Annotated in this window: 8 protein-coding genes and 1 tRNA gene; 1 reads left to right on the forward strand and 8 read right to left on the reverse strand. The window is 39.3% G+C overall.

Going from position 1 to position 13692, the window contains the following annotated elements:
- Positions 1-44 precede the first annotated feature (44 nt).
- The 6 genes from FHR29_RS24170 to FHR29_RS24195 form a co-directional block, all read right to left on the reverse strand.
- The gene (locus FHR29_RS24170) at positions 45-1799 is read right to left on the reverse strand and encodes a family 16 glycosylhydrolase (RefSeq protein ID WP_183917745.1); all 1755 of its coding nucleotides are present in this window, start codon (positions 1797-1799) and stop codon (positions 45-47) included.
- 153 nt (positions 1800-1952) lie between these two features.
- Positions 1953-3950 (reverse strand): RagB/SusD family nutrient uptake outer membrane protein, encoded by a 1998-nt coding sequence (locus FHR29_RS24175; RefSeq protein WP_183917747.1) that lies wholly within the window; start codon positions 3948-3950, stop codon positions 1953-1955.
- An 11-nt stretch (positions 3951-3961) separates the two neighbouring features.
- Positions 3962-7168: a TonB-dependent receptor gene (locus FHR29_RS24180; RefSeq protein WP_183917749.1), complete on the reverse strand. Its 3207-nt coding sequence runs from the start codon at positions 7166-7168 to the stop codon at positions 3962-3964.
- 258 nt (positions 7169-7426) lie between these two features.
- A complete protein-coding gene (locus FHR29_RS24185) occupies positions 7427-8800 on the reverse strand; it encodes a HAMP domain-containing sensor histidine kinase (protein WP_132840716.1) in 1374 nt (457 codons plus the stop codon).
- On the reverse strand, positions 8790-9470 hold the full coding sequence (locus tag FHR29_RS24190; protein ID WP_183917751.1) for a response regulator transcription factor: 681 nt from the start codon (positions 9468-9470) through the stop codon (positions 8790-8792). The genes FHR29_RS24185 and FHR29_RS24190 overlap by 11 nt, the downstream gene beginning before the upstream one ends.
- A 181-nt stretch (positions 9471-9651) precedes the next feature.
- Positions 9652-10308 (reverse strand): Pr6Pr family membrane protein, encoded by a 657-nt coding sequence (locus FHR29_RS24195; protein ID WP_183917753.1) that lies wholly within the window; start codon positions 10306-10308, stop codon positions 9652-9654.
- 321 nt (positions 10309-10629) lie between these two features.
- Between FHR29_RS24195 and FHR29_RS24200 the strand changes: the two genes are divergently transcribed.
- A tRNA-Val gene (locus FHR29_RS24200) sits at positions 10630-10704 on the forward strand.
- A gap of 62 nt (positions 10705-10766) precedes the next feature.
- Here FHR29_RS24200 and FHR29_RS24205 read toward each other — a convergent pair.
- Positions 10767-11945 carry an acyloxyacyl hydrolase gene (locus tag FHR29_RS24205; protein WP_183917755.1) on the reverse strand — a complete coding sequence of 393 codons (1179 nt, stop codon included), beginning with the start codon at positions 11943-11945 and terminating at the stop codon, positions 10767-10769.
- A gap of 289 nt (positions 11946-12234) precedes the next feature.
- Complete coding sequence (locus FHR29_RS24210) at positions 12235-13686, reverse strand: SusD/RagB family nutrient-binding outer membrane lipoprotein (protein WP_183917757.1); 1452 nt, start codon at positions 13684-13686, stop codon at positions 12235-12237.
- Between the last annotated feature and the right edge of the window lie 6 nt (positions 13687-13692).

The following is a 13692-nucleotide window of genomic DNA, read 5'->3' on the forward strand; positions in this document are numbered from 1 at the left end:
ATTTTCTAAACCTCAAAGCAATGCGGTTGATGAACGTCAAATTTTTATTTAAATACATCAAGCTTCCATTGATCTTTCCACGAAACGGTTATCTGACCATCCTTAAGATCAACCGGGAGCCAGATGTAGCGGCTATCCAACAAATTTTTAGGCTTCCAGCGGTCCGCCATAAAAATAAAGGCGTCCTTCTTTCCCGCAACAGGTAAAACAAAAGTAGATTGCGCGTCAAAGGTAATTTGCGCGTCGTGGCCACGCATCGGATCTCCTAAAGAAGTCCAGGGTCCAAAAAGATCATCTGCAACATGCAATTCCGCTTTATTGGGTGCCCAACCTGTACAACCGCTTGTAAACAAATAATATTTTTTATTGTATTTAAACAATGCAGGAGCTTCGCGATGATTTCTGAACAATAATTTATCCGATGTTGTAGGAGCCAAATAATCAGGAGTCAACTTTGATAATCTCAATTCGTAATTCTCATCTGAAGAATAGATATGATATGCAGTATCATCTTCATCCACAAAAAGTCCCATATCCCTAGACATATGACCATTAGGTCTAAAGCTGTCTACCAATTTAAAGGGACCTGTGGGAGAATCACTAATTGCAACCGCAGCCCGCGCCGCGGCATAACCTTGACCCTTTAACTCGAGATGAAACCACATCACAAATTTTTTAGTCCTTTTATTATATATAACCTTTGGTCGTTCTATGATACAACCCCAAGCAATATCACTCTCCTTATCATCTGACGGAGAAAATGCCAATTTCTCAAAAGTCCAGTTATAGAGATCTTTAGAAGAATAAACATTGACGCCCTGTGATTCAGTTCCCCCTCTTTTCTCACCATACCAATAATAAATACCATTATGATGTACAATTCCACCACCATGTGCATTTATGTGGTTGCCTTGATTATCCTGCCAAAGTTCCCCAGGTACAAATTTTGCTTTCTTTTGCTGCTTATCAATCTTTTGATATACCCTGACATAATCAATCTCATATTTGGCCGGTAAGAGATTTTCATCAACTTCTCCTCCGTTGATACCGCCTAAAGCTAAATTAAGTAAGATATAATGTGGCTGTTTAAAAGGATTAAATCCTGTACCGTCACGGTTTGTCAATTTAGCCAGCTTCACTTTATTCATCAGTATATCATCCACATACAAAGCGATCTCATGTTCATCCCAGTACATAGTCCAAACGTGAAATTTTTCGGCCCATTCTTTTCCCCCTAAAGTAGAAACCGCTTTTTTCTGACTATGCCAGTTTGCCTGCCATCTCTTCTCCGTGCCAGAAGCAATATTTGCTAAAATATTACCTTTATAATATTCCATAATATCTATTTCCCCGTTAGAAGGCCATTCTTTTTCGATTCCTAGCGTCCAAAATGCAGGCCATAACCCGTTACCCACGGGAATACGGGCCCGCATTTCAAAGATGCCATACTTCCAGCTATGCTTGTCAGATGTATTAATCGATGCAGACGTATAGCTGATACCTGGTCGCGAAAGCGCCCAATGTGGACTGTCCTGTTTATAAGTAGGATTAGGTTTAATCTCTCGTCTAGCTTCGATAGTCAATATTCCGTCTTTACAGGATACATTTTCTTTCTGATACCATTGGTCTTCCTGGTTACGCATGAACCCCTCCTCAAATTTCCAATTTTGATCATTCACAGATCCGTTTTCATCAAAATCATCAGACCAGACCAATGTATACCCTGTCTTAGAAACATGTTGTGCATTTACCTGTATAGTAAGATGCAATAGAAAAATCAAGTAGTATAGTTTTTTCATGAATAAAATACGTTATTTAGTAAAATCCTTTTAAGCCTCTTTCTCCTTAGATCGCGCTTTGCATAAAAGATCCCCCATCTCATCGTGTCATGGAGGGGGATACTAGGCAAAAAAAACAATTCTTTAATTGATGTCTACAAGTAGGTTCACCTATCAATAGCCTGTTGCCCCATTTCCGGCAACCAAAGGCCATCCCGGATTCTGGTAAATAACCGCATTTTCAATACTACCGTCTACCGAAGTAAGTTGAAAATGCTCAATGGCTACAGGAGATAGGTAATGCGCCATTGCAAATTTAATTCCTGCATATGACAACGCATTACTGCGGACTTCCAAAGGACGCAGATAAATACTTAAAGCCGGATCGGAGACAACAGATTGATCACTCGAAGCACCATATTTCAACTGTGCCGCCGTATACCATTCCTTCATAGGCCCCCAGAGTTTAAACCCTTCATAATGATCTGGAGTCGTAATTAACTGATCCATTGCTCTCCAGCGTTTTAGATCCATTAATCGTAAACCCTCGGCCATCAATTCGTTTCTGCGCTCCCTGCGGATATTATATAAGGTCGGTGAAACAAAATTTCCAGCAGAATAAACGCCCCAGTCTCTCTTTTCCAAACTCATATTTGTTGCCGCAATAGTTGCATTAAAATCAGGATCCACCTTTGCCCGGGTTCTGATTGCTCGCCAATAAGCCTCCGCTTTTCCATCCAGATTACCATTTTTTTCATAAGAAGCCTCAATATAATTTAAATAAGCTTCCGAAGCTCTAAACGTAATACTTCCGGTATATCCGCCATTATTATTTGTCTGTAGACCATCATAGGAAATACCTTTACGGATGGTGTATCCTGTTGTATAACGACGTTCCCAATCTGTTTCCCATATGCTGGGATACGGTTCCACCAAAGTATAATGTGTACCTGCGCCAACATTGATCAGCACATTTTTCTGTCCCGGTTCTTTCAAAAATAACTGCAATCGACCATCACGGTCTTTTCGCACATTTGCAATGTAATCATCCCCATGATATCCGCTACCGGAAGCATATACCGGAAGTCCATTTTTCATTAAGAAACTCTCGACCATACTACGCGTTAAACCGACCGCATAATTACTTCGTTGCTGATACACCGGAACATTATGGGTAACCAGATTTTGATTGTACTGGCGCCATAACAATACTTCACTATAGTTGGACATATCCACCGCACCAAACATGCTGAAATAGGGATTTTCATTATTGGCCGATTCAATGATTCCAGTATTATTGACTAGAGCAACCGCATCCGCAACCGCGGCGGCAGCAGTCATGGATGCTGACAAGAAAAAGTCAATTTCCCCATCAATACTTCCAGAAGGAAACGTATAACTTTTCAAATAATCTTTCGATTCCCCTGGCCAACCCGCACCCTTAGGTACAAAAGCAGTTCCTTTAAAATATTTCAACCAGGTACCTTCATATAAACCAACGCGCGATTTTAAAAGCTGTGCAACATGTTGTGATATTCGCTGTTTCTTTCCATCGGGAGAATTTGTCTTCAATAAAGTTATTGCGGAATCCAGATCAGACAGGATAAAACGTGCTACTTCATTTCGAGGCGCTCGTTTACTCGCTTCGATTAATATATTTTTATCCTTATCGGACATGACATTTTTAATGATCGGAAAATCACCCAATGCCTGCAGTTTTGTAAAGTAAACATAAGCTCTCAGAAAATAAGCTTCTCCTATATAATGCTCCACATTAGATGCATTACCCAGTAATTTTTTTTCCTTCCATTTTGGCACCACGGTGTTTATGAAATAATTCATCTGGTAAATATTTGAAAAATCCCAATCTCCACCTTCCGCTCCAACCCGCCATTGACCTGGAATAAAACGGTTATCTAGATTTGGCATGGCCATGTTATCCGTATTACCATCAATGCCAAATGTTCCAAATGACCAGGAACCGTGTGAAGGAAATACATCCGTATAACGTGCAATGGTATAAGCCGCTAATTGAGATTCTTCTGTCAGGTAAACTTCCGGGATGATTTGGGAAGGTGGATTAATATCCAAATATTTATTACAAGAAGAAAGACCGACCGCAGTTATCAATCCCAATTGAAATATATTAAAAATTTTATGCTTGAATTTCATGATGAATTATTTTAAAAGGTTACACTTAAGCCCGCTGACCATACTTTTGTTAAAGGGTACACAGTACCGTTACTGCCTCCGTCAATGGTTTCAGGATCAAACATCCCCGCCACCTTCGATCCCGTCCATACGTTTTCTCCTGCGATATACACCCGTAAACGTTCGACACCGATACGATTGGTCGTCGCTTTAGGAATCGTATATCCCAATTGCACATTTTTTATTCGGATATAAGAAGCATTTTGCAGGTAGCGGCTTTGTATTTCTTGATTTTTAGAAGTACCAAAAGTCGGACGAGCATAGTATCCATCCAGGTTTTCACCAAGTACATTATCTGCAGTACGGAAATAATCTAAATGATCGACCAAACCCGTAGACCACCATTTATTACCTGTCGCTCCCCAGAAATAATAGCCTCCTTGCCATACATCACGTTTCATGACACCTTGAAAGAAAATACTGAAATCAAAATTCTTATACTCCGCATTTAGATTTAAACCAAAAGTATACCTTGGTGTGTTATTTCCGATGACACTCAAATCTCCAGGATTTCCTTCCGTACTAGCTCCTTTATCAATTTTACCATCACCATTTATATCTTTATACATCACATCACCTGCCGCCCATTGTGTACCGATAGCGGACTGACCTCCATTAGGAAGCGATGCCAGATGACTATCCATTTCCTCTTGTGATTTTGCTATTCCAAGCGTCTGCAAACCCCAGATATCACCCCACCTTTGGCTTTTACGGTATTTATTTAATACACCAATCTCATTTGGATATCGTGTTATTGTTGTTACGTTATCCGAAATCAAAAACTTCGCACCATAACTTAATCCACCTTTTGTCCGGTCATTCCAGCCAATAGTCGCTTCAAAGCCCTGTGTTTTCAAGTCCGTATTATTGGTCTCTGGTACTTGAGTACCCAATGTAACAGGCAACTGCGGAGCTGGACCTACCATATCGTAAGTTCTACGATCAAATACTTCAAATGAACCTGAAAGTTTGTTATTTAGAGCGGCAAAGTCAACACCAATATTGGTGGTGTTTATAGACTCCCATGTCAATAGCGCACTGACTAATCCCGGAGCCGAAGCTGTATTAGGACGTGCATTATTGATTAACCAGCCGCCATTGTTTGTTCCCGTAGGTTGCACCACATAAGTTGGATACCATATTTCTGTATTCTGATTACCCAATTCTCCATACGAAGCTCTGAACTTAAACATATTGATATAGGGTAAAGCCTCTTCAAAAAAGGTCTCTTTAGCCACATTCCAACCAGCAGAAACAGAAGGAAACCATCCCCATCTACTATCACTTCTGAATCGAGAAGATCCATCATAGCGCAAATTTGCTTCGAAAAGATATTTATCCCTAAAATCATAATTTAATCGACCAAAAAAACCTGCCGAAGCCCATTTTTGATATTCCCCAGAAACCGATGGTACTACAGGATTACCATTGATATCTGTTCCTGAAGCAATATTAATAACCGGTTGATCCGGCAGGATAATTCCATCCCGTTGCACGCCTAAATTACGGAAGGCAGTTTGTTCCGCTTGAAATCCGACCATCCCTTTAAAATGATGATCGCCCATGCGCTTATCATACTCTGAGTAAATATTAATATTGTAGTAATTCTCCTTCAATCCAAATTCGTAGACATTCGACGTATTTTTATATAAATAAGGATTACCATTGACATCATGATTATACAGTTTTTGAGAATCCCAATGACGAAATTGTGTTGTCGTACGATAATTGAGATTAGCAATCGTTTTCCAACCTTTTAAAGGCTCCAATGTTAATTGCAATTGCTGATAAATGTAATCTTTGGTTGAATTATCCACCCCGCCCTCTTTCATAACCAAAGCAGGGGAAGGCGAACTATATAGAAATCCATTCGGGTCGTATAACGGGAGCGTGGGCCATCCTTGACGACCTAAATCATCATAAAAACTATTGGTCAGTGCGGCTGGCCGTTCATAATCCTCTCTTACCAATCGCGCATTATAGCCAATTTGAAAAATGTCGGATACTTTTGAGTTTATCTTTGCCGAAATCGCATACCGATCATAATGATCTGTATTGAAGGCCATCAAACCCTGTTGTTTCATAAAATTTCCTGACAGATAATACGTTGTTTTATCCGATCCTCCGTTCAGGCTTAAGTTATGCTCATGTGAAAAGGCTTGATCCCGATACATCGCCTTAAACCAATCTACATTATCATTTCCGTATGCATACCCATCTGCCCAATATTGCGGATTGTCCGGTGATACAATAATTGAATTTTTATTTGATCCGTTTTGATAATCTAAAATGCGCTTCAGGTATTCCTCAGAAAAATGAGGTGTACCATTTCCATTGACTTCCGCCTGATTAAAATATTGGGCAAACGTGTAGGAATCCATCATCTTCGGCATCAAGGTCGGTTTATTCATTCTCAAGCTATTGTTATAATTAACAGTAGTCTTTCCAACCTTTCCCGATTTTGTTGTAACCAGAATAACACCAAATGCGGCTCTAGAGCCATAAATAGAAGCAGCGCCTGCATCTTTGAGGACAGATACACTTTCAATATCCTGAGGGTTGAGGGCAGCTAATGAGCCTTCTGATCCATCGATCAAGACTAAGGGTGAAGAAGAAGAAGTTCCGATCGTCCCTACACCACGAATATTTATCGTTGGGTTAGCTTCCAGACTTCCACCATTTTGCGAAATATTTAATCCGGGAGCAAGACCTTGTAACGCTTGAATCGCATTTCTCACCGGCCTATTTTCTAATTGCTTCGCATCAACAACAGCAACCGACCCTGTGAGATTTGTTTTTTTCTGTGTTCCAAATCCAACAACAACAACTTCATCCAAAAGGTCTCCTTCAGACTCCTTTAATGTCACATTTAAAGTATAAATACCATTCTTTGAATCGGTGACATCCTGTAGAACAATACGTTGTTTTTCATAACCAATAAAGGTAAATATAACAGCGGTGGCACCATTAATATTTAAGCTGTATTGACCATTTCCATCCGTTTGCGTTTTTAATGAAGATCCTTCGGCTGCAACCGTCACTCCAGGTAAAATACCTGTGGCATTTCTAACTATTCCCTGGATCTTGGTGATTTGTCCAGAGGCATAATTAAAGCCTAGCAACAGAAAAAAAAAGATAAAAAAACCTTTCCCTTTCCAAAAAAGTACATTTTCTTTCATAATTTATAATTGGTTCGTTTTAAACAGTCCAATATTATGAAAGGGGGCTAATGAAAGAGAGGGGCTAATTCGTAATTTTTGAGGGTGTAATTAGTTCAATCAAATATAACAATTATAAACATCTATAAATCAATGAGTTTAAAGAAGGTGAATAATAACGAAAAATTACTTCATCCGATCTATTTTTATGCCGATAAAACGCGCATGAAAACAAAATTTTTTAAATAATTTCCTCTTCGGAGAACTAAATGGAAAATTTTACTTAGGGATATAGACGCTTACAGATGTCCCCTTATTTTCAATCGAGGAAACCGAAAGTATGGCATGATGCAATTCAAAAATATGCTTGGCCAGCACTAATCCTAATCCGTTTCCATAGATCGCGCCCACATTGGAGGCCCTATAAAAAGAATCAAAAATATGAGGCTGATCGTGTAACGGGATACCGATACCATGATCTGAAATTTTGACTACGACAAGATTTTCATGACAGACCAGTGAAATCGTGACCATTTTTTTATCCCCGTACTTACAGGCATTAGAAACAATATTACTGAAGGCAATATAAAAGAGATCTGGATTCACAAAGATATTCATCTCACTGCTATCCTCAGGAATATGCGAGAAATCCAGAAAAATCTCACAGTCCGGGTTCATGCTTTTTTCACTCTTCTGTACATCATATAAGAGTTCATCGATCCGGATCCACTGTTTGCTTTCGATCTTACCCTCAAATCCGGTGCGTGACAAGAGCAAAAGATTATTGATGATGAGATTCATCTTTGAAGCATGTTTAGCAATTGCCTCGACCGAATAATACGCTTCATGATTTTTATCCAGATGATGCAAAGCCAGCTCAGCTTCCCCACCAATAATCGTTAAAGGTGTACGTAACGAGTGGGATGCATTGCCGATAAAGCTCTGCTGTGATTTGACCGAAATATCCAGTCGTTTCATCATGGCGTTGAAATTGGAAATCAATATTCCGATTTCATCATCATCATTAGAATAGTTATTTTTAACCCGTTTGTTCAGATTTGATATATCTACCTGAGTTAGTTCCTTATTGATGGCTTTGATAGGTGCAAGCAGTCTATTGGCGAAATAAAAAGACAGCAGAACAACCAAGATAATCGCTAAGGATCCACCTGAAATCAAAGTATGATCCAGTATCTGTTGTTCATCATGTCCATACTCATCAACGCCCGCAGAAATAACCAATAGGTTTTCTTTGTGTAGAGAATCGACAAAAAATAGGGCTACATAGGAGGTTTTATGATGCAGAAACTGCGCTTTCCCTTTTACGATTGCTTCTTCATAGAAAGCATCAGGTAAAGGCAGATCGGGTTTATAGCGGAGATCGGTATGTCCTTTAACAATCCGCAACAGATAATCTTTACCCTCAGAAAGCTGGCGTAGATATTTTCGGGTTACTTCGTAGTACACCTTATTATTATACGCATCATTCTGTATGATATGATTACCGACAATAGTGGCATTTTCTTCCAGCCGGTGATAGAATTTGGTCTGCAGACTGTCCTTCGTAAAATAAGAAACGTATAGGGCGAAAGATACAATATAGGCAATCGAAATCGCTGAAAAAAGTACAATGACCTTCGTTCTAATTTTCATTTCTCAGTATATAGCCCATACCGATAACAGTATGGATAAGTTTCTTTTCTGTAGGATGATCTATTTTTTTACGCAGGTAGTTGACATAAACATCCACTACATTGGTACTCATATTAAAATCCATACCCCATACCTCTTCCAAAATATCAACCCGGGATAAAATCTTATTTTTATTGACCATTAGATATTCCAGTAATCGGTATTCAGTAGCCGTCAGAATTACGGATTTACCTCCACGTTGCACATTCTTACTGTCTCTATCCATAACGAGATTATCAATAGTAATGGTGTTACTGGTCGTGGTCTGCTGTCTGGCCTTTCGGGACTGCCGATTGATTCGCGCACGAAGTTCGTCCAGTTTAAAAGGTTTGGTCAGATAATCATCAGCATCACGATTAAATGCTTCAACAATATCTTCCGTCTGATTTAATGCACTTAATATCAAAATGGGCACGTCTTTATTCGTCTTCCGGATATTTCGACAGATCTCCAATCCGTTCATCCCCGGAAGCATCACATCCAAAATAATCAAGTCATATTGGTTAAGACCCGCCATTTTTAACCCCGTAAATCCGTCCATAGCGATACTGATTGAATGGTTTTCTCCTTTCAATCCCCTTTCAATCAACGAAATTACAGATGGCTCATCTTCAACTAGTAGTATTTCCAATTCTTTTTTATTTTAATGTAAAACAGTCACAAGTGATATACTTTCTTAACCCATTAACTTTTTAACCATCTCACCTTCTATTAAACATCGCAATAAGAAGGATCTCACAACTTACAAAAATAGGCAATTTCTTCGAAGCAATCAGCTCTAGTCTAGTTACGATCTACTATTATCTCAATATTTAATAAAGGGTATTATTATTTTCCCTTGCACGGCTAATCCATGCGAGCAGTTGACAGAGCACGACAAAGAATATTGTTAAACCGCATACGTAGGTCATAACCCCCGCTGTACCTCCGGCAGTTGCGGGATCTAAAAACGGATAAGGGTACCAACCCGTTATCGAAGCTCGGATAAACGTGTAGATGACCCACAAAAACGGGAATATCAATAAATAAAAGGCTTTGCCAGATGTAATCGGTTTTCGTGAAGGCCATAACAACCACCAGACAGTAATAAAAAATGGACCAAATTCATGCAGAATAAAATTGCTCCAGCTAAAATGGTCTGGGTCAAGTTGCGTGTTACGAAGCAGAACGGCAAATACAATCCCGGTTACCATCATATAAAGAACTGCTCCCGCGCGAAGATACCTGAACCATTCACCAAGTTGCTTATTTCTAAAAATTGCCACAGCCGCAATCAGGTAAGTAACCATCGCAATTAAATTACTCTGGATTGTAAAATAACTGAATCTGTTCCAGCCATAACCAGGAGATGTCGGATCCACATTCCAGGCGGTCCAAGGTTCAATAGAATCCAAGGTAACGATAGCCATTATGATTAATACTACCGCATTAAGTCCTTTCACATTCTGAGGTAAAGCCGTTTGTTTCATAGTTTCTCAAATGTCAATTCTCTCAAAAATAATTAAAAAACTTTTAAATAGTGACCGAGTAATCTTATATCGTCTAAATACTATTAAATAACCCGTCAACAAAAGTTCTAATCGACTAACCTTATACCATCTAACTACTAATTACTAGTATCTAAATACTAAATACTACCATCTAAATACTAATTACTACCATCTAAATACTAAAAACGAACTGCTTTTAAATAACTAACTTTTATTTTACAAATAAATTTGCTTTATTTGCACCAGTTCATTCAGGCATAGGGAAGCAAACCCGTTTCCGTGACCTATAGGATCAACAATGGAGGCTTAGCTCAGCTGGTTTAGAGCACTACCTCGACAAGGTAGGGGTCACTGGTTCGAACCCAGTAGTCTCCACAAAAAAGAGCATCTGAATGCTATTCAGATGCTCTTTTTTATGATGTATTTTTATAATAATGCTACTTTTTCTTTTTTAACTGCAATCCATACCCCATAGTCCATTCGATAAAGTCCGCTTTTCCGGCATGGGCTTTAATAGAAACACCTGTAAAAATATCGCGATAAACTTTGTACCGAACCCCGGCTCTCAGATAGATCGGGCTACTCTCACCATTAAATTTATTACGGTGTAAATAGGCTCCAACATTACCATTAAGATATAATCTTGAATTCAGAACGTGATCAATGTAAAATGCCGGTCCGTAAGAAAATAACGCTGAAAATGACCCCGCTTTATCGCCTGCAACTTGTTTATCGTTACCGCTAGCGGAATAGAAAGCATCCATTCCGGCACCGATACGCCATTTATAACCCAAATGTTTACTATAGTAAGCGCCAAGTGTTGATTTAAAGTATTGCTTATCATTTTCACGATCAATCTGCTTAAATCCAAAAGCATAATTAAAATGGAGTTCCTGCTTATCTTCCATTGGGGGAATTGCCGATTTTCTAAAGTCAAAAGGTTTGCTTGAAGGGCTATATGCCACAGAAAGACTGAGCGGCAGTAAGTTTATTCCTGTATTGGGCAATGCCAGGGCACCATTGCTGAAATGATGAAAAGCAATTCCTGCTCCAAGTTGGAATTTTTGACTCAACCGGTAATTTGCCTGTACCCCAAGATCGATGTAAACATTGTTCTTACTGCCAATAATCAGATTTAAAGGATTATCCTCTTCGTTATAAGGATTGAACCGCCCAGAAAGTCCCAGACCAATTCGGTAATTAAAATTCCATTTGCTATCTACTTTTGGTTTAATAGGAATAGCAACAAAGCCATAGACTGCAAAAGGTTTACCAAGATGCTCCTGTCCAAAAGTACTGCTATACACTCCAATACCATAGATCGGGTAATTGTATAGTTCATTGTACACACTCATGACAGAGTCACGGTACTGACTCTGAAAGCCAACGCGGAAATTAATACCACTGTAATACGAATCTGCAAGCGTTTCCTTTGTACGTTCATTCATCTTCAATTCACCGCCACTTTCATGTTCAAGCTGAAAGATCAATCGAGGTCTTCCAGAACCAACTGATTTGCTGGAATCCAAGGAGCTGGAAATGCGGGGACTGACCTGCGCCGTTAAGGCAAAGGAACTAAAGGTGAGCATGATAAAAATCAGAATTCGTATGATCATGAAAGGGATGTTAATTTAAATAAAGATTAATTTGTTTGCAAAAGTAGCAACTCCTAAACCAATTGCAAACACTATACACAAAATTTCAGCTTATCGCTCACATCGGAACAGGTGTATCAATCACTTTCTCCCCTCCGAATAGTCATATAGTGAATGAGTAATCTAAAAGTCTAAAGCCCTGAACTTCTAATCTTCTCACACGCTAACCTTCCATTCATCACAAAAAATGAGCCGATTACATGATGTAATCGGCTCATAAAATAAAACGATATGATATCGCTCTAAAAAACTATTTTTCCCACCATACTTTCGTGTGGTAAGTATCTCCCCCCATTTGCGCAACAGCCTTTGCATAATTATCTGGGTTAAACCTTCTGACCTCATTTTTATACATAAACCGCGATGGCATTACCCCATCATGAAACATATAAGGTGTTTTAGGCAGTTTTGGAAAACCCGTGCGACGATATTCAAACCATTGCTGATAATCCACCATAAATAAACTTAGGTATTTCTGCATCATGATGCGCTCCTGAGTACCATCAAATTTTGCGGATTCATTCTCAAAATAAGTTACCGGCACAACACCACCATATTGTTCTATCGAAGCTTTTACACCTTTCTCGTACGCCGTTTTAGCTTCATTTGTCAATCCTAATGCTAAGTAAGTTTCTGCTTTGATAAATTCAACCTCAGCATAAGGCATGATCAGTTCTTTAACAGGAGTACCCACCGCTTCTGGATAAACTAAATCTCCATTCGGTGTGCTCGGATTGAAGTTATAGGCAGAAAGATCGCCGGAATGCCCTGCTGGGATTCCACGATAGCCTATGCTCTCCACTTTACCATCTACTAAACGTGTCGCTTCTTTCATGATAAAGGGACGGCGAGGATCATTCAAAGCATTCAGATTGTCGACAAAAAATTCAGCCATTGCCGTAAAATTCACATAATCCTGTCTTCTTCCCCAAGCATAATCATAAGGAGCTAAGCCCGTCACCTGCACCACCGCTGCTTCCGCATTTGATTGAAAGATCGGATAATCGGCGGGATTGTCCAGCATCACTTTAATTTTTGCATAAGCATCCATACGCTTCGACTGACGTAAATAATAACGTAGTAGTAACGAATTATTAAATTTACGCCATAGCTTTTTATCATTCTTATACAGGATATCTTCCCCGTTCATGACAGACTCACCCTGATAAAGCTTATTCGCTTCTTCCAATCCCTTTACCATATCCGCATAAATCTGTTCCTGGGTATCAAACTTCGGTTTTGTTATGCCACTTTCAGCTCCTAATGCTTCAGATAACGGAACATCTCCAAAGCTATCGGTTAAAATACCTACGATATAGGCTTTCAAAGTCTTAGCAACAGCCTGATAAGCTTCATTATTTCTCGCTACTGCCGAAGTCTCCATTTCGCGTATATTACGCAGATAAGCATAGCATTTATTCCAAGTACCATCTCCAGATTGTTCCGTAAAATAGTAACGGTGTATTCCGTTTGCAGCACTCGGATTCGCAAGACCTGTCTGCATGATTTCCCAAGTAAAGTCATTGCTCCGCACTGTGAAATAGGTTGTCATACCGTAAACAGTTGGCGTAATTAAAGAACCCGGAGTAATCAGCTCAATTTGATTAGGATCTGTATTTAAAGCATCAAAATTTTTCGTACAACTTCCAAAGCTTAGCCCTGCTGTTACTAATAATGCGATACCAATATATTTCTTATTCATTTCAAT

The sequence above is a fragment of the Sphingobacterium sp. JUb56 genome (assembly GCF_014191365.1).
GTDB lineage: Bacteria > Bacteroidota > Bacteroidia > Sphingobacteriales > Sphingobacteriaceae > Sphingobacterium > Sphingobacterium anhuiense.